Below are 19245 nucleotides of genomic sequence, written 5' to 3' on the forward strand. Positions count from 1 at the left end.
AAAATGATAAAAATAATTTTTGTGTTAGTGTTTATGCTTTGTTCTTTTATAATAAATGCACAATCTAAAACAACAAGTAGTAGTTCCTCTTCCTCAATAACTAAAATTGATGGAGTTGAAAGAGAGCACAGTTCAATATCTGTCAATGATTCAGAAACTTTTTATAGTTTAAGAGCTAAATTTACTTCGGATAAAAAAGACGAAATTATAAAATTATTATCCGATAATATCGATGACGAATACAGAAGTGTTTTGGGTAAAACTTTTAAATGGATTAAAGAAGAAAATGGTGAAGTAGCCTTCTCTTTTGTAGTTACTGATAATCAATTAAAAATAAGTATAGAAAAGGATCTGATTTCTAATGGAACCTTTAATAAATTTAAAAATTTAGGAGAGTCACTTAAAACAGTAATTTCTAATAAAAAATAGTTTATTTAAAGATTTTATTTATCCAAAATAGCCTCTCTTCTACCCTTTTATTTTAGATTATTAATTCTTTATGATTAAAAAAATCTACAATTGCTTTTTAAGAAATTTAGGAGCTTTTCTTTGTTTGATTCAGAACAGAAACACTAATTTAAGAAAAAAATGTATCTTTGCTACCTCTAAAAAAACGTAACAATTTATGTGAAAAATAATTTCTTTCGGACAATCAAGAAGGTAAGCTACAAATGTAGTTTACTCAATTTATTCATCTTACAAGAAAGAAATTATGCTTATTCTACAAAACATCTCATATACACATCCGAACAAGGAATTGTTATTTGACAACATTAGTTTTACTGTCAATACTAACGAAAAAATAGCCTTAATAGGCAACAATGGTATTGGAAAATCGACTTTACTCAAAATCATTGCTGGTGAATTGCAACCATCTAATGGACGAGTTAGTTGTAGCTCCGAGCCTTATTATATACCACAAGTATTTGGTCAATATAATCATTTTACCATTGCTCAGGCATTACAAATTGAAGATAAACTCAATGCCCTTAAAGAAATACTAAATGGCAATGTAACCGAAACGAATCTTAATGTATTAAATGATGATTGGACAATAGAGGAACGTTGTAATACTACTTTAAAATATTGGCAATTAACAGACTTGGATTTATCACAAAAGCTAGAAACTTTAAGCGGAGGACAAAAGACAAAGGTTTTTCTTGCCGGTATTTCTATTCATCAGCCAGAAATGGTTCTTTTAGACGAACCAAGTAATCATCTTGATAATGCCGCTAGGCAATTATTATATGAATTTATCCAATCTACACCATGTGCTTTAATTATTGTAAGTCACGACAGAAAGCTACTAAATATTTTAAGCACTGTTTTTGAACTAAGTAAGCGAGGGATTAGTGTTTATGGTGGCAATTATGATTTTTATGCTGAGCAAAAGGAGATAGAACAAAATGCACTTAATCAGGATCTACACAATAAAGAAAAAGCATTGCGTAAAGCCAAAGAAAAAGAACGTGAAATTCTGGAACGTCAACAAAAACTTGATGCACGCGGGAAAAAGAAACAGGAAAAAGCTGGTGTAGCCCGAATAATGATAAATACCTTAAGGAATAATGCCGAGAATAGCACATCAAAAATAAAAGATATGCACAACGAAAAGATTAATGGTATTTCGCAAGAGTTACAAGAATTACGCTTAGCCTTACCAGATATTGATAAAATGAAATTTGGTTTTGATAATTCATTATTGCACAAGGGTAAAATACTATTTAATGCTAAAGATATCAATTATTGTTATGATGATGAATTTCTTTGGAGACAAAACCTAGATATCCAAATCACAAGTGGCGAACGCATTGCATTAAAAGGTGTAAATGGTTCAGGAAAAACTACTTTGATAAAAATTATACTCGGAAAATTAGAACCCATAGTCGGTGTCGTATCTCGTGCAGAGAATAAATCAGTTTATATCGATCAGGATTATTCTATTATAAACAGCAAGCTTAAAGTGTACGATCAGGCACAAGAATTTAATACCACGGCATTACAAGAACATGATATCAAGATGAGGCTCAACCGTTTCTTATTTACCAGAGAAGATTGGGATAAACCTTGCAATGTACTAAGTGGTGGTGAAAGAATGCGTTTGATGCTTTGTTGCATAACCATAGATAACCAGTCTCCAGATATTATAATTCTAGACGAACCAACTAATAATCTCGATATACAAAACATCGAAATATTAACTACAGCAATTAATGAATTTAAAGGAACCCTAATCGTTATTTCACATGACGAATACTTTTTGGAACAGATAAATATAGAACGAACCATTCTATTGAAAAATTCATTATAAGTTATTTGGTTTTGGTAATTTAATTTATATCTATCTAAAAATGAATGTATTGTGAAATACATTCATTTTTTTAGTTACATACATTGTATAGCTATGTATTTTGCTATATATTTGTCTTAACAAATAAAATTTTATTATGAATGAAACTTTTGTTACAAACTGGAAATCGCAGGTAAAAAAAGGGACACTTACTTTTATCATTCTTAATGTACTCAAAGAAAATGAGTATTATGGTTATGAGCTTATAGAACAAATAAAGCAACATACCGAAATAGAGATTGCTGAAGGGACCTTGTATCCGCTGATGAATAGGTTAAAAACTGAAAATTTGGTTGACTCTAAATGGGTAGAACAAGAAACTGGAATTCCTAGAAAATATTATTCTCTAACTCCTACAGGAATAAAAACACTTGTTCATATGAATGAGTATTGGAAAAATTTAGAAAATGCCATTCAAAAAATAATCAAATGAAAACAAAAGAAATAAAATTTACTCAAGAGGCTTCAAAAAGAGTTTATAACGATTATATGAAGCGTATTTTAAAGGTTACAGATATCTTATCTAAAGATGACAAACAAGATATTTACATGGAATTTAATAGTCATATATTTGAAGCGCTTCAACATAAAAACGGACTTAATGAAATTGATGTATTATTAGATGTCATCGAAAAACTAGGTATTCCAGAAGAAGTTTTAAAACCACTTATTGCTGATAAAAAGCTTGAACAAGCTACTAAGACATTTAATCCAATTCATGTTTTCAGAGCTTTGTTATTAAATGTAACCAATGGTTTTTCTTATATCATCTTTTTTATTTTATATCTTTTATTATTTGTTTTTGTGTTCTTAATTTTTGCAAAAATAAATAATCCTTCTGAAGTTGGATTCTGGTATAAAGAGGGTTCTTCTTTCGTATTAGGAATCAGTAATAAAGCAAACCAAAACGGAATTCCAGAAATATTAGGCAATGCATTTATTCCAGTTATGTTAGCTTCTATACTACTGTTTTACTTCTTAATTACATTATTATTAAAATTCAAGAAATCAATCAATACTAAATAAATCACTATGAAAAGAATCCTAATTACCAGTCTGCTTATCGTAAGCATTACAAGTTGTTTCTCGCAAACACTCAATAATCAAAGAATAGATAGTCTGTTTCAGATTTTAGAAAAAAAGATAAATTCATGGGCAGCATAGCTGTTTCAGAAAATGGAAAATTATTATACACTAAAGCCATAGGTTATGCGGATGTAGAAAATTTAAAAAAGGCAACTGTTGGGACTAAATACAAAATTGGTTCTATATCTAAAATGTTTACGGCTTCATTGATTTTTAAAGCAATTGAAGAGAATAAACTAACATTAGGTCAAACTCTAGATGCTTATTATCCACAAATTGAAAATTCTAAAAAATAACTATTGAGAATTTATTAAATCATAGAAGTGGTATTCATAATTTTACTAATGAAGAGAATTTAAGATCTGATGTTTTTATTACAAAACCAAAATCTGAAAAGGAAATGATTGCTATTATTTCTAAATTTAAAAGTGATTTTGATCCTAATAGCAAAGCAGAATACAGTAATTCTAATTATGTTCTTTTGAGTTATATTCTTGAAAAAATCTATAAAAAATCATATTCAGTAGTTTTAGATTCTAAAATTATAACTCCATTAGGTTTAAAAAACACCTACTTTGGAAATAATACAAAGAATCAAAACGATGAAGCTTATTCGTATCATTTTACCGATAAATGGGAAAAAGGAACAGACACAGATCCTTCAATACCGATGGGTGCTGGAGCAATTGTATCAAATCCAACTGATTTGACACTTTTTATAGAAGGGCTTTTTAATGGTAAAATAGTTTCTGAAAAGTCTTTATCACTAATGAAAACGTTAAACCAAAATTTTGGAATGGGAATGTTCGAAGTACCTTATTTTGATCATAAAGGATATGGGCATACCGGAGGAATAGATGATTTCAGATCAATTTTAGCTTATTATCCAAACGAAAAACTATCAGTAGCTATTACTTCAAATGGAATGATTTACCCAAATAATAATATACTTAAATGTGCTTTGAGTAGTTATTTTAATAAACCATTTGAAATGCCAACTTTTAATTTATTAGAGTTAAAACCAGAAGTTTTAGATTTATATACTGGGCAATATTCAAGTACAGAGATTCCGATAAAAATTGATATTACTCGAAACGAAAATAAATTATTTGCACAAGCAACTGGCCAACCTGCATTTCCATTAGATGCTACAGAAACAAATATTTTTAAATTCGACCAAGCAGGAATCGTTCTTGAATTTAATACTAATAAAAAACAAATGGTTTTAAAACAAGGAGGAAAAGAATTTGTTTTTAGTAAGTAATAAAAACACTACCCTCCTATTTATTGCAAATAATTAAATACATAAACTATAATAGATTTATACAATAAGTTCAAGCTTCTTAAGAAATTAAGGAGCTTTCTTATTTTGGATGAAATAGGATTATCGCTAAAGAGACTGCTTAAAAGTATATTATTTATAAAAAGACATCTCACAAATAATAATAAAATAGTCCTATATTAGCTATAAATAAAGGAGTTTGAATATAAATTAAGCTAGATTTTACTCTTTTTATTTTCAATAGCTGATTTTGAAATAGATATCAAATTTAAAAAACAATATTAATTTTTAAGAAATGAAGAATCAAGAAATTTTCTTTGCCAAAGGAGATAGTCCAAAAATGATTGAAGCTTTTAAAAATGCACAAGAAACGTTTAAATATTTTTGGAGAGAACTATCTTGGGAATACCGCCGAATTGTTCCTGCATTAACCGTAGCATGTGTAAAAGTGGCATTTTCTCAAGATACTGAAGAAAGTGAACATCCTATTGTAGAACATATGTGGATTAATGATATCACTTTTGATGGAGAACAGATAAAAGGTGTTTTAATAAACGCCCCAAACGAGTTAACAAACATCAAGAATGGAGATGAAGTTGTGATTCCTTTAAACCAGATTAGTGATTGGTTATTTGCTATTCAGGGTAGTTCCAAAAAAGGGCTTTCAAAATTGTTCTCATCGTCTCAACCAAAAGCTTATGGGGGATTTACAATTCAGGCGATACGCTCAGAAATGACAAATCAGGAAAGAAAGGACCATGATAAAGCCTGGGGATTAGATTTTGGAGATTTCAATGAAGTACTTCTTGTTAACGAACAAAAGGATAAGCCAGAAAATCTTATAGAACATCCTATGAGTAAAAACATGAAAGAAAAACTTCAGGAGTTCTTAGAGCAAAACCCCAATGAAATTACCTATCAGGATGAAGATGGCTTTTCTTTATTACATAGAGAAACAATTGCAGGAAACAGGACTTCTGTAGCAGTTTTGTTGGAATCTGGAGTTAATAAAGACATGAAAACAAATCAAGGTAAAACAGCATTAGACATTGCAAAACAGTTAAAATGGGAACATCTTATCCCTGTACTTAGTAATTAATCTTTTTTATTAGCAATCTTCAAATGAACAGTAATACCATTTTTGACAAAATAGCTGAACTACCAGAAAGCTCCAGAAAAACGTTGGAGGAAAACATTACATTGGTACGTTATCCTAAAGGGCATATTTTATTAAAAGCAGGAAAAATCGAATCGAATATCTATTTTATAAAAAGAGGAATTGTTAGAGCCTATGTCAATCAAAACGACAGTGATGTTACTTTTTGGTTTGGAAAGGAAGGAGAAACTATTCTTTCGATGAGAAGTTATGTCGAAAATCAAAAAGGCTATGAAGATATTGAACTTCTTGAAGACTGTGAGCTCTATGAATTAAAGACTTCCAATTTGCAACGGTTATTTGAAGAAGATATACATATTGCTAATTGGGGAAGAAAATTTGCAGAAAATGAACTCATAAAAACAGAAGAGCGATTAATTTCGAGACAGTTTAAAACAGCATCCGAAAGATATAATGAGCTAATAACCAATAACCCCGATTTAATTAAGAGAGTTCAACTCGGATATATTGCCTCCTATCTTGGAATCACTCAAGTAAGTTTAAGCCGAATAAGAGCCGAAGTAAAATAAATTTATTTTTTATCATTTGTTAAATTTTAATTGGATCCACTGAAGGAACTTTGCCTTATTAAAATTTAAAAATATGAATTGGATTCTTTTGATTATTGCAGGATTATTTGAGGTAGCGTTTGCTTCGTGCTTAGGAAAAGCTAAAGAAGCAACAGGAAATGATGTTTATTTATGGTATGGAGGTTTCTTGGCATCGCTTGTTATAAGTATGCTGCTTCTTATCAAGAGTACACAAACATTGCCTATTGGGACTGCTTATGCTGTATGGACAGGTATTGGTGCTGTTGGAACAGTTTTGGTTGGTATTTTTGTGTTTAAAGATCCAACAAACTTCTGGAGATTGTTCTTTATTGCAACATTAGTAGGTTCAATCATCGGATTAAAATCGGTTTCTCATTAATGAAACTTGTAGTAAAAAAAATGCAACTTAATTTAAAAAAAATTAGGTTGCATTTAAAATATAGATTCTTATTTCTCCTCCCTTTTTTTCTTTTTCTCAAAGCATTTACGGTTTTTATTTTCTTTATGCTGCTTTTTATTGTTTGTCAGTGTGTACGATATTGCTTTTGTTTTCGTAAATCTTTTGGATAATAGGCTTCACTCCTATTTCAAGTCTTTCTATTCTTTGTAACCTAAATTGAGCTATATTAGCTTGAAAAAGTTTTTTTGCACAAAGTAAATATCAAACAAGCTTTATCTTTTTTTGTTAACACTAATAAGTTTTTAGATTATTTATGAAAAAAATCTTTATCCTATTCGCTATTATGCTCACAAATTATAATACACAAGCACAAACCCAAAATGATGTAGTGGGTTATTACAAATTAAGGGGCGGAAGCCATTATCTAAAACCCGATGGCACATTTATTATAATAGGATACGCAACATTAATAACTGGAAAATGGTCTTTAAAAGAACATGGAGAAGTAAACTTTGTCCCCGATGCTCCTAAAGAATCATTTCAGGTTTATGGAAGGCATACCCCAGAGCTAAAAGACAGTACAAAGTTTATGCTCTCAAACGGATTACATGAGGAAGAAACATTTATGCATATTGGGAAACTTAGTGCAGTAACCCCAAAACTACAACGCGTTTATGTAAAAGGACATCGATGCATTCAGTTTCCAGAAGTATATACAACAACTAAAGAAGTCGATATTATATCATTTACTTCCTTGCCTTATTCATATTCAATAAACAAAGGTTATAAACCTACAATTTACACCTTCAATAATACCGAAAAATTCAATGATTTTATAGTAAATCACTTTGAGGATAAAGAAAACTACCATCCGTTTTCTTATCTCTATAAAGATGGAGGTTTATATTACTCTAAACATTTTGGAGAAAAACAAGACTTAAATGAGGCCTTAACTGAATCTGAATTTGCACAAATATCTGGTATCGATTTTGAACCAAATATTATTTTGTATACACCGAAATACAAAAGGTATGATAATGATACCGAAAATGAGCTTTTTAAACTAAACTATACATTGGATGAAAAAAGAAATGCCTACATAAGCCAACTAAACTATGTAGCAGGCGAGGAAAATACTAAAGATTATGATTACAATAATACCAACCTACTATATATCTATAAAAAAATAAATACATCCAATAAGTTTCAAAGTACTTTTTTAATCGAAGAAAAATCAATTTTTAAAGATCATTGCAAAGAATAAAACTTTAATTCATCCTTAAAATAGAATACAAAACAAACTACAAAACAGCTCGTAAGTTGCTAATTAATAAGATTTTGTAATTACTCGTACGCCGTCTTATAAAAAGTCGAACTCATTTTAATAAAAAAATGCGTTCGACTTTTTTTTGTCGTACGTATTTCATGATTATCCAACGCACATTTGTATCAAATAACAATAACCTTAAAAAAATAGAAATCATGAAAAAATTAATCTTTATCGTTTTATTAGTATTACCTCTAATAAGTATTGCACAAAAAACTAATCTAAAAGCAATAGTTGATAGTGCAGCAATCAAAATGATAGAAAAACCTTTAATAAATTCTACATCAATTGGCATAGTTTATCAAGGACAAGAATTCATCGGTCATTATGGTGAATTAGAAAAAGGAAAATCAAACCCACCAACAAATAAAACAATTTATGAAATTGGCTCATTAGGTAAAACTCATACAGGTACATTAATTGCCAAGGCCGTTTTGGATAAAAAATAAATCTTGATGATCCTGTTCAAAAATATTTAAGCGAAGATTATCCTAATCTTACATTTGAGAACTATCCGATTCGTATAAAAGATTTGGTTACCCATACTAGTGGTTTGCCTAATATGATTCCTTTAAGCGTAAATGAAATGCTGAAAAATTTTACCAAAAAAGAGACTCCAACAGATCTTAACAATGCATTAAAAAATTATACACAAAAGGATTTTTTCAAAGATTTACACCAAATAAAAATTGATACTATTCCTGGGTATAACTTTTCTTATTCAAGTGCAGGAATAGAGCTTTTAGCAGCTGTTTTGGAGAAAGTTTATGACAAAAAATTTGAAGTTATTTTAAAAGAATATTTTGCCAAACATGCTCAAATGAGTCATACAATGATCAATTTATCTCCAGAAGAAGAAAAAAATCTTGCAGTTGGTTATCATTGTGCTTATAACGAAATCACTACCAAAATGGCAACATTGCCTTGGGGTGCTGGCGGAAACGTAAAATCTACCGTGCCAGATATGGTAAAATACATTAAATACCAATTAAAAAATGATGCTGTCGTAGCAGAATCTCACAGACCATTGGTTAAAGTTAACGATCGTTTTAGTTCAGGGTATTGCTGGCGAGTAAACAAAGATGAAAAGCTAGGAACATTATATATGCATCATGGTGGCGTTACTCGCTCACAATGTTTTATTTATATCATTCCAGAATATAATCTAGGTGTATTTATCATTACTAATCAAAGTGGCGAAAACACACCAAAAGATATGAAAGAAACCTTAAATGGAATATTTGAACAAATACAAAAGCTTAAATAATTAGTTTATGTGATTCATTCTAAAATACAGAAACATAGTTTACTTACTCTAAAAAAAAATATTTCTATTATGAGTATATAATCTATGTTTCTTTTTATGTATTAGGATTTAATAGTATAATCTAAAATCTAGGTGTTTACAAAGATCATAGTGTTTTTGATGTAATTCTTCAACGATTTCGGTTATATCATCTTCATCTTGACATAAACTAAAGAATGCTTTATCAAGTGTGCTAGTACTTGTTATTTTTTTAAGAGCAGTTCCGTAACCTGAAATAGCACGTGCACCGGTAATATCAAGGAAATATTGTGCTTCTTCTTCACTTAAATCGAGTATTTTAGCATTAGAAAAATGTAAAATTTTCCCTTTCATTTTTCCTTCAAATATTTCAGCTATTTCTTCTAAACTATAGTAATATTCGTTGAGACACACATTGTTTGGTTCGCCTGGCATTACAAAATATATTATTTCGTAATCTTTAAAATTATGATCATCATAAAGTAATGCATTTAGGCTATCCTCTAACCCTTCAATAGTATCACAAGTTTTATGAATACTTGAAATCCCTTGATCGAAAGCAAGCTGCTCTAAGTTTTTTATGACTTCAGTAGTTATATCTATTTCTACATCGGCAACTGCCTCAAGGCAAAAAATAAATTTATCATAATCCATAAAATTATGTTTTTTGTAAATGAATAATATGCCACAAAGGTATATTTTATTGCAGGAAATTGGTAAAAAAGCATGAAGACTTTTTTAGAAAATCAATGGTAATTTGAGGCAAATGATTAGATGTTTTTTCTAGTTATTTTTAGTAATCTAAATTGTGTTAGAAATGTTTTTCACTTCTATTTTTTATTACTTTTATGCCATAAATTTATATAACTGCTGATGAAATTTTCTTTAAACCCAAATTATATTAAAGCATCTAATTTGTTTTTTATTTCTGCTAGTCTTGGCATTCTTAATTTTTTTCTTTCCCCCGAAATACTTTCATCAAAAGCGGATATAATAATTAGCATTACAGCTATTATTTTTATCTCAATAATCGGATTAGCACTTAGATTTGAAGTCTCTTGGATTAAATATATTCTCTTAGTCTTAATTATTGTCGGAATTAATACCTTGCCACCTTTAATAAAAGAGGAACTTACTTTGCATCCTATAAATGGTATTATTACAATATTACAAGTTGTAACTCAAGTTTATGCTACTATTTTAATTTTAGTATTTAGCAAAAGAAAGAGAAACTATTAGTTTCTCTTTCTGCTTATACAGCGTTTTTTACTTCTTGATTTAATTGTACCATCCTATTTGAATTTTTGGATTAGACTCTTCAAATCCTCCAATCCAATTATTTTTTTGTAGTTCTTATTTTTGACTCATTCACTTTTAAATTAAATTATCTAAAAATCCTGATTTTAAACTCATTTCATGTAAGAAGAGGTTTTTACTATCATACTTTTGTTTAATTTTAAGTAAATCAATTAAATAAGTTTTTTCGTAAAATTGAAGCAATAATTTGATTCGATCATTATCGTTTGTGGGATCATATTTCTCCATGTGGCCAAATTTCCTTATACAGTTGTAGTCAGGAAAATTAACAAAACAGCCTTCCGTAAAACCTTTATTACTTAATTCCAATCTTAAGTTTTCTACCCAAGCTAAGTATTTATTATTATCAGGATCCTTAGGTTCTGACCACCAAGCCTGAATCTGAAGCATAAAATCTCGATCCTTATAATAAAAATAATTATCCCCATCTTTAATCTTACCTCCCATCCCATGAAGACTTAAATAGCAATTTAGTTTATTTCCGAATCCATGATCTTTATTCATATATTCAAAAATTGCATTTGCAAAAGCAGTATAATCGATCCCTTTTTTTGGAAAAAAAGAACTTATTTTATGAGGATGTGGTTCGTCACAGGTCGATGCTGGTGCAGCTGGAACTTGTTTTCCTTGTGTTTCAAGAATATCATTTATAAAGACATCGCTACTGATACTATTTTCAATAGATGTGAAATTTTCGCTGTTTAGTGTATCATTTTGAATACTTAATGCGTTTGCTTCAAACTTTATATGTTCAATTGGGAAATTTACATCAATAATTGTAGCTATTTGTTTTTTGATTACTTGTTCACTATCATTTTTTCTAGCTATGATGATACCAGAAACATATAAGTGTAAATTATTCCCTTTTGGATATACTCTTGCAAAAGAAGTAATCACATTAGTGGCCTGCGAAGCATTTTCAAACCATTTATTTAATATATATTGGGGTTTTTCCTCATCATACATTTGAATATAAAATGATACTTTTTTTAGACCTACAAGCGATTGCGTTTTAAAAGTTAAACTGGTAACCACTCCGAAGTTCCCTCCACCTGAACCTTTCAAGGATTTAAATAAGTCCTTGTATTCATTTTTATTGTTTACATCGACTATTTTAAACCCTACTTTCCCATCAGCTATTACGATTTGAGCACTTACTAGTGAATCACAGGTCATACCATATAATCTGGAATAAGGTCCCCAGCCACCCCCTTGTGCTAAACCTCCTATTGCAACAGAATCACATCCACCACCAGGAATTACTAATTCATACTTAGTAAGTTCTTTATACACCTCTTTTAGTTTAGTTCCAGATGGTATTATTACTGTATTTGTCGTTGTGTCAATAACCATTTTGTTCATTCTTGAGGTATCAATAATGATAACATTATCGGCAGTACAAGCTCCTTCGTGATGATGTCCGCCAGAACGAATTCTAAATAATTTATTATTTTGCTGACAATGGTTTAATACACATTTGACATCTTCCGCAGATTCACAATATGCAATTTCATCAGGACTTAACTTGTCATCGTTTAGCAACAAAAGATTAGAAATTTCCCTAGATTTTTGATAATATGGCGAACTTTTATCAATTACTGTAACTGAACAATTTTTCATAGCATATAGTTAAATTAGTATTGAGGACTCATTCGTTTAAAAAGATATTTATGAAGAAAGTATCTTGTTAGTTTATAGTAACCATCAATAAAACAATATTTTAAATGCAATTTACATCGAATAATGTTTTGAATTATAGGTATTTGTACTGGTTTTATGACAATACTTTTAATAACATTAACGAAAGCAGAATATAGATCTCTTTATATTTTAACGCCTTTGATATTAATAATTAAAAAATCAAAAGTATACTATTAAAAAAAGGCATTGAAAATCAACAATATGTTAATAATCAATGCCTGATAAGTAAATGATGTAGTAAAAACTATTTATTTTTTGATTTAAAAACTTTATAGCATATGAAAAGAATACCCAACCAAATCGGAATTAATTCTACAGATAACTTCATATTAGTGATCCACATGATTGATAAAATTCCAAATAAAAAAATAAAACAAATGTAATTACTTATGGGATAAAACAATGAAGGAAACTTAGTTTGTGAATTTTCCTTGTTTTTTGCTTGTCTGAATTTTAAATGGGTATAAGATATCATAACCCAGTTAATAATTAAAGAAGAAACCACCAAAGACATTAAAATACTAAAAGCCTCTTCTGGAATTACTTTATTTATTAAAATACAAATAGCTGCAAAGCATGAAGAAATTAAAATGGCATTAATGGGAACCGATTGTCTGTTTAATTTCTTTAAAAACTTAGGAGCATTTCCTTGATCTGCTAAGCCATATAGCATACGTGAATTACTGTATACACTACTATTATATACTGATAAAGCAGCCGTTAATACAATTATATTAAGCACATTTGCAATAAGACGTGTAAAAAATATTTTCTCACCAAACAACTCAAATTCCATTCCGTTTAAATTTTGAAAAACCATTACAAATGGACTGCTATCTGTAGTAATTTGTTGCCAAGGTGATAAAGCAAACAAAATAACTAATGCACCAACATAAAATATAAGTATTCTGTAGATAACCTGATTTGTAGCCTTTGGAATATTTTTTTCTGGATTTTCTGCTTCAGCGGCCGTAATTCCAATTAGTTCTAAACCACCAAAAGAAAACATAATTAGAGCCATTGCTGCTAATAGACCTTGAAAACTACCATTAGTAGTTTTTTCAAAGAACCCTTTTGGAAAAAAACCTCCATCGTTATATAAGTTCTGAATTGTTGCTTGCTCTCCTCCTGTACCACTCATTAGCAAGTATGTACCGAAGAGGATCATGGCAATAATAGCAACAACTTTTATAATTGAAAACCAAAATTCAGTTTCTCCATAAACTTTTACAGAGGCAAAATTTAAAGCATTAATTACCAGAAAGAAAAATAAACTGGATGCCCAGAGCGGAACCTCTGGCCACCAGAATTGTACATAAACACCAATGGCTGTAAGTTCAGCCATACTCACTAAAATATATAAAATCCAATAATTCCAACCCGATGCAAAACCAGCAAAAGATCCACAATACTTATAAGCAAAGTGACTAAAACTTCCTGATACAGGTTCTTCAACAACCATTTCACCAAGCTGCCTCATTATAAAAAAAGCAATAATTCCCGCAACAGCGTATCCTAAAATAACAGATGGACCTGCTAATACAGCTGCTGGACCAATACCTAGGAAAAGACCTGTTCCAATTGATCCGCCTAAGGCAATTAATTGAATATGGCGGTTGCTCAGCCCACGCTTAAGCTGATTCTCTTCTACGTCTTCATGGTTTTTCTTCACAAATTATTTTTTTAAATGAGTTAAATGTACTTATAAGTGTATAAAAAGCGAAGATAAGTTAAAAAAGGAATCGTACAAAGTATGCAGAAGTGTAATTTTTTATAACTCTATTTTTTTGTAATTTAATTTTTGAAGCTTTCTTTTTTAATGTATTCTCTTTTTGGGTACGAATAACAAAAGCTATTATTCCTCATTCCAAATTTGTTCCTAAAACAACAAATGCAATAATTCAAGAAATTAAGGGCTTACTAACTTTTTTGATATTTTGCTTTTTTGTTGCTATTTTAAACGATACACTAATCTGACTTTTTCCGAATACAGAAAGTAAGGTAAAAAGCTTTATTTATTATATAACAAATAAAGCTTTTTATAATAGAATGAATTTTGATGATTATTTTTTTAGAAAATATTTCCATTTTATTACCCTTTTGTGTAAACCTATTTTAAGGATAAGATAATCTAAATGATATTTTTATTTATAAATGAACTTGTTTTTGCTTAAATTGTACTTATAATTTCTTTGTTTTTTTTCATAAAAACCATCAAAACCAAAAAAAACAAATTCTTTCCAACCTTTAAAATGTTGATTTTCTAACTTTTTATTGGAAAAATTAAGTAAACCTATATATATAATAGTATCATTCGATTTGTCCACAAAACCAATATACTGCCTGTTATACTTAAAAAATTTATTTTTAACATTTTTTGGGTTTCTATACTTAGCTTTAATTTTAGATTTATCTAAATTTAAACTATCTAAAATAGTGGTTTCGTATTCGTAATAGTTTTTAAATAAAAAATTCTCAGTTTTTTTACGTCATCAATTGTTGGAGTATATGGGATTTTATAATTGGGTTCAACAAATGGATATTTCGTATTTACATCAAAAATAACTCCTTCACCATAATAATATCCCTCCAGTTTAATCATTTTAGGATATTGTAAAATACTAACTAATAATATTAAAGCAATTTTTTTCATATTTATCTATATTGAAAAGGTATAACTGTGGTTGTAGTTCCTGATACAGGAACTATTTGCATCACAGACGAAGAATAGTTAGTTTGTAAATGTGTAGTTGGTATTGTTTGTTGTTGAAAATATCTAGTACTACTACCTTTTGAATTTATAGACGGCTACTTACTATACTAAATATTTTGTTTTTCATATTTTTGTTTAATTATTACAAAACCATTCAATAGGAAAAAGGCTTGAAAGATTTACTTTCAGATGTTCCTCATATTTACCCATCTCATTTTTTTTATAAATATATAAGTATTTAGAACACTTTTTTTTGTATATTAAATCACCAATTTCAACTCCTTCATTTTCTGAAATTATATAATTCCAAAAAGCAATTTTTTCATTATTATTAAAAACCTCTAATGTATGAGTCGGGGTTATTTCAACTTTTGTTATTATAAAATTATAACTCTTTTGGTATTCATTTCTAGACCGAATAAAAGTATTCAGAAAAATAAATAAAACGACACCTACAATAACAAAACCTATTATATACTTTTTTACCATTTGATTTATAATTATTTAAATTGAGATTTAAAAACAGGAAAAGAATAACTAATACCACTCGTACCTCCTGATATCCAGTACTATAACAAGTTTGACAACACATAACTATAATTGTTCGCTCCATTTACAGGCGTGTTGTTTACATAACCTAATTTATTTTCAATAATTATTCTTTTCAATAGGCTAGAAATATAAAATTACATATCACTAACTCTGAAAAATTACAAATTTGATACACCAGCTATTTTTTTATTCAATTCTGAAAAATCAAAATAATTACTATTATACATTTTTTCTTTAAGTTTATTTTTTAAAAACTCTAAATTACTTTTATCGTATTCTATTAATTCTGTTATAAAATCTAAATATTTGATTTTATGGGTTATTCTTAACAAAATTAAACTAGCTAGTAATTGCTCATTTTGGTGATATAAAATATTATTTCGTATATACTCTAGTTTTTTCATTAGTTCCTCAATATATAAAAATTTAATATTCATATTAATATATTCCAAACATCCTAATACCAGACATTCTAAATCTTCTTCCTCAACTATTAAAAGACTTAATATTTTTTCATAATTTATATTTAATCCAAAATCAGTCGCAAAATAAATTAAATCTGAAAGGTAATTTTTATTTTCAGTTTCTAAATTCTTGTTAATAAAATCTTCTATTAATGAAAATTCTTCTTGGTCAAAATATTTATATTTATCAAAAAAAATATTTACAAGTTCTTTTTCATGAATATTCAAGATGAAATTAATTTGTGATAATGAAAGTTTAGTGTTTTCATTGCAAATTTCATTAATCAATTCAACTGCCTCATGAAAAGGTATTCCATTTATATTAAGTAATTTATCTATTATCATTTCTACTTATCTTTACTTTGTCTTGGACTTCTATCTCCCGTATTTTTTATACTTTTTAAGTTTTTGTAAATCTGAACTAGAAACAGTTCCAGTAGCTTTCCTTGCTTAAATTGTTTCTAATCCATCATCTTGTAATCTTCCATTATCACATTAAATCTACCCAAAGCTTGATCATAATTGCGTGCCACATAGTCGTACATGTTAAGCTCCAGCTCATCTTGAAACTTATAATTAGGCTGAATTTAAGTTAGAGCAAGTAAATACTTATCATAAAATATAATAAACCACACAGAATAAGTATAAAAGGTATAGTTAAATAAAAATAACTTAAATTATATTTAAATCTTTTTTCAATGTAGAACGCCCAAACAAATATAAATGTTATTAAACATATTATAAAAACAGGTACAATAAGAAAGAAACCTATTGACGAAATCATTCTCCTATTTAAATGATTATCTCCATCTAAAAATAAATTTTGAATTATTTTAAAGGCACATATTAATATTGAGCCACTAAAATTTATTAATGAATATTTTTTTATATTAGTAATCATAATTTTTTTTATGTAATTAAATCCATTTTTAATTGCTCTTTGATCAGCAGCAGTGTCTACTCCGTTATTAGTACCATAACCTATTTGCTTTTGAACCAAATTTGACTTCTTAATAGGAAAAACTATTGAAAGACATTCAAGCCTTATAGAAAATTTCCAGCATCACCCAAATTATATAAGGTATTTATACTTAGAAATTTATAAGAAGTTCAATTTCCGATATTTCCGCCATATTCAGTACCTGTATATAACTTATTATATGCTTTTATTAATTGGTTATATCCAAAATTTGTGGCTTTTGGAAAATACTGCAGTACATCGCTTTTATATTAAAATTCTCCTAAATACTTATTTAGGTATTAGTGCTCTTCCGTCACTTATAAAAGAAGAGTTCACTTTTCACCCTTTAAATGCTATAATCACTATATTACAATCAATAGCTCAAGTGTTTGCTACAATTTTATTATTTAGCAAGGACAAATTAAAAGATTAATCTATTAAATTTTATGCAAAAAAAAGAAAAACTATGAGTTTCTCTTTTTTTTAATTCTAAATAATGGGATAAAAATCTTTGATTTTAACTAATGGAATTTCACCATATAAAGATGGCAATATTTTATCTATTTTTTTAGAAAATAAACAGGAAATTATAATTTCTTTACCATCATTCATTATTATTTTAGCATAATAATAATCCTCAAAAGGAAAATTTCTAATTACCAAACCTGCTAATCTAGTTCCTGACATATAAATTTCTATTTTTTTAAAGTTTTCTTTATGAAATATTATCACCCCATTGTCATTAATAACTTTAATTTCATCTTTATTTAATTCATACACAAAACCTTTACCTTCATTATAATAATTTAAATGCACATATAGAGTTGGCAAAATTAAAAGAATAAACATAGGAAGAATAATATATAGAGAATTTTTAGCATTAAGCCCTATGTAATATATTATAAAAATGATTACTAAAAATATCATTATTAAAAGCAATGACGCTTTTACATGTTTAAGAAAAGTTAATTCTAATTTCATATTGGTAATATTAGTGTTTTGAATTTGAGCCTGCAAGGTTTGCGCTATTTATAAAATGATTGAAATTACTTTGAAATTCAGCAGATACTTTATAGTAAGATTGTTCTAAACCAATTACGGCCACATCAATCTCCCCGCTACCAACAAATTCAGGTGCAGTTCTTGGTATTAATATATCCAGCTCCCATTTTTTTTGCTTTATCTCTCACATTACTAAAAAGTGTTATAATTCTATTATTTGAAGCATCTATAATTACGTTGTTACCATTCAACATATATCGCCATTAGATTTTTACCATAGGATGGTCATGTGCATCGTATGAGCTTGTTTTTCCTGCATCAGCTAACTCATGTTCTTATAACCACGCTGGACTAACATTATACCCTTCGTGTGTTCGCTCCATTTAATGGGGTGTTGTTAACATAGCCTTCTGTTGTTGGGAAATACTGCAGTACATCGTTTTTATACTGAAATCCTCCAGAATATTTCGTATTTGTGATAACTTCATTATCAGTTACAATTTTCTCTGGTTTTTGCCCATAGTTGACGATGTTGAATTTGTTTTAAGCTATTCGCTTTGATTGGCCAATACCACACGAAAGGATTTGTGCAGGAGATATAAATAAATTATTAAAAAAAATTATCTTTCAAATAAAATATAGTACCTATTAAAAGCCCAAATAAAAAAGCTACTACATAAACTATTAGTATGATATCTAATTTATCATCAATTATTCCGATTATTGTAACAATAATTAAAAGAAATATTAATGCAATATTTTCTGGTTTTTTTACCCAAAAAACGATTTTTTCTTTTGTTGTAAGTGATTTTTTTTTTTTTCTTTTTTTCATTTAAATTTTCTACTGTTGTTGATGCTGCTCTAGCACCTGTATTGCCTATATTCGGACTAACAGGGTGATTATCTATTTTTTATTATAAGAATCATTAATATTATAAAAGAAAAAATAATGTAAAAAAATAAAAAAAAAGTATGCAATTTTAAATTTTTAGAAATGTCATTCATTTTTAAAATTTCTTTTTCAGGAAATAACTTACTGACTATTAAGTATCCTAAAAAGGTACCAATCAATGAATAAATATATAATTCGGTTTTAGA

The 19245-nt window shown here is 28.3% G+C and carries 22 protein-coding genes; 14 read left to right on the forward strand and 8 right to left on the reverse strand.

Features of this window, described 5'->3' with window-relative positions:
* Positions 1-3 precede the first annotated feature (3 nt).
* The 12 genes from EAG11_RS06855 (at position 4) to EAG11_RS06905 (ending at position 9419) form a co-directional block, all read left to right on the forward strand.
* Complete coding sequence (locus tag EAG11_RS06855; protein ID WP_129538523.1) at positions 4-429, forward strand: hypothetical protein; 426 nt, start codon at positions 4-6, stop codon at positions 427-429.
* A 283-nt stretch (positions 430-712) separates the two neighbouring features.
* Complete coding sequence (gene abc-f, locus EAG11_RS06860) at positions 713-2311, forward strand: ribosomal protection-like ABC-F family protein (protein WP_129538524.1); 1599 nt, start codon at positions 713-715, stop codon at positions 2309-2311.
* Between the two features lie 136 nt (positions 2312-2447).
* Entirely contained in the window at positions 2448-2783 is a 336-nt protein-coding gene (locus EAG11_RS06865; RefSeq protein WP_129538525.1) for a PadR family transcriptional regulator, read from the forward strand.
* Entirely contained in the window at positions 2780-3376 is a 597-nt protein-coding gene (locus EAG11_RS06870) for a hypothetical protein (protein WP_129538526.1), read from the forward strand. Before EAG11_RS06865 ends, EAG11_RS06870 begins: the two co-directional genes overlap by 4 nt.
* 125 nt (positions 3377-3501) lie before the next feature.
* Positions 3502-3732: a serine hydrolase gene (locus tag EAG11_RS22585; protein ID WP_256387084.1), complete on the forward strand. Its 231-nt coding sequence runs from the start codon at positions 3502-3504 to the stop codon at positions 3730-3732.
* A 32-nt stretch (positions 3733-3764) separates the two neighbouring features.
* A complete protein-coding gene (locus tag EAG11_RS06875; protein ID WP_256387087.1) occupies positions 3765-4700 on the forward strand; it encodes a serine hydrolase in 936 nt (311 codons plus the stop codon).
* A 313-nt stretch (positions 4701-5013) separates the two neighbouring features.
* Positions 5014-5817, forward strand: a complete 804-nt coding sequence (locus tag EAG11_RS06880) for a DUF2314 domain-containing protein (RefSeq protein WP_129538527.1) — start codon at positions 5014-5016, stop codon at positions 5815-5817.
* Positions 5818-5840: 23 nt separating this feature from the next.
* Positions 5841-6404, forward strand: coding sequence for a Crp/Fnr family transcriptional regulator (locus EAG11_RS06885; protein WP_129538528.1), 564 nt, complete (start codon positions 5841-5843; stop codon positions 6402-6404).
* A gap of 73 nt (positions 6405-6477) precedes the next feature.
* On the forward strand, positions 6478-6804 hold the full coding sequence (locus EAG11_RS06890; protein WP_086893829.1) for a multidrug efflux SMR transporter: 327 nt from the start codon (positions 6478-6480) through the stop codon (positions 6802-6804).
* Positions 6805-7138: 334 nt separating this feature from the next.
* Positions 7139-8089, forward strand: coding sequence for a hypothetical protein (locus EAG11_RS06895; protein ID WP_129538529.1), 951 nt, complete (start codon positions 7139-7141; stop codon positions 8087-8089).
* 218 nt (positions 8090-8307) lie between these two features.
* On the forward strand, positions 8308-8601 hold the full coding sequence (locus EAG11_RS22765) for a serine hydrolase (protein ID WP_164998666.1): 294 nt from the start codon (positions 8308-8310) through the stop codon (positions 8599-8601).
* Positions 8598-9419 (forward strand): serine hydrolase, encoded by an 822-nt coding sequence (locus tag EAG11_RS06905; protein WP_129538531.1) that lies wholly within the window; start codon positions 8598-8600, stop codon positions 9417-9419. Before EAG11_RS22765 ends, EAG11_RS06905 begins: the two co-directional genes overlap by 4 nt.
* Positions 9420-9527: 108 nt before the next feature.
* On the opposite strand, the gene EAG11_RS06910 is transcribed toward EAG11_RS06905, so the two are convergent.
* Entirely contained in the window at positions 9528-10091 is a 564-nt protein-coding gene (locus EAG11_RS06910; protein ID WP_129538532.1) for a DUF6642 family protein, read from the reverse strand.
* A gap of 219 nt (positions 10092-10310) precedes the next feature.
* Between EAG11_RS06910 and EAG11_RS06915 the strand changes: the two genes are divergently transcribed.
* Entirely contained in the window at positions 10311-10676 is a 366-nt protein-coding gene (locus EAG11_RS06915; protein WP_129538533.1) for a hypothetical protein, read from the forward strand.
* A gap of 135 nt (positions 10677-10811) precedes the next feature.
* Here EAG11_RS06915 and EAG11_RS06920 read toward each other — a convergent pair whose 3' ends face one another.
* The 5 genes from EAG11_RS06920 to EAG11_RS06940 form a co-directional block, all read right to left on the reverse strand.
* On the reverse strand, positions 10812-12374 hold the full coding sequence (locus EAG11_RS06920; protein WP_129538534.1) for an FAD-binding oxidoreductase: 1563 nt from the start codon (positions 12372-12374) through the stop codon (positions 10812-10814).
* A gap of 325 nt (positions 12375-12699) precedes the next feature.
* The gene (locus tag EAG11_RS06925; protein WP_129538535.1) at positions 12700-14127 is read right to left on the reverse strand and encodes an amino acid permease; all 1428 of its coding nucleotides are present in this window, start codon (positions 14125-14127) and stop codon (positions 12700-12702) included.
* Positions 14128-14883: 756 nt separating this feature from the next.
* The gene (locus EAG11_RS06930; RefSeq protein ID WP_129538536.1) at positions 14884-15108 is read right to left on the reverse strand and encodes a hypothetical protein; all 225 of its coding nucleotides are present in this window, start codon (positions 15106-15108) and stop codon (positions 14884-14886) included.
* A 195-nt stretch (positions 15109-15303) separates the two neighbouring features.
* A complete protein-coding gene (locus tag EAG11_RS06935) occupies positions 15304-15657 on the reverse strand; it encodes a hypothetical protein (RefSeq protein ID WP_129538537.1) in 354 nt (117 codons plus the stop codon).
* 221 nt (positions 15658-15878) lie between these two features.
* Positions 15879-16529, reverse strand: a complete 651-nt coding sequence (locus EAG11_RS06940) for a hypothetical protein (RefSeq protein WP_129538538.1) — start codon at positions 16527-16529, stop codon at positions 15879-15881.
* Positions 16530-17344: 815 nt separating this feature from the next.
* On the opposite strand from EAG11_RS06940, the gene EAG11_RS06945 reads away from it, so the two are divergent.
* Entirely contained in the window at positions 17345-17578 is a 234-nt protein-coding gene (locus tag EAG11_RS06945; RefSeq protein ID WP_164998667.1) for a hypothetical protein, read from the forward strand.
* A 56-nt stretch (positions 17579-17634) separates the two neighbouring features.
* Here the strand turns inward: EAG11_RS06945 and EAG11_RS06950 are convergent, their stop codons facing one another.
* Entirely contained in the window at positions 17635-18126 is a 492-nt protein-coding gene (locus EAG11_RS06950; protein WP_129538540.1) for a hypothetical protein, read from the reverse strand.
* A 631-nt stretch (positions 18127-18757) separates the two neighbouring features.
* Positions 18758-18979 (reverse strand): hypothetical protein, encoded by a 222-nt coding sequence (locus EAG11_RS06955; RefSeq protein WP_129538541.1) that lies wholly within the window; start codon positions 18977-18979, stop codon positions 18758-18760.
* Between the last annotated feature and the right edge of the window lie 266 nt (positions 18980-19245).

It is taken from the genome of Flavobacterium sp. 140616W15, assembly GCF_003668995.1.
GTDB lineage: Bacteria > Bacteroidota > Bacteroidia > Flavobacteriales > Flavobacteriaceae > Flavobacterium.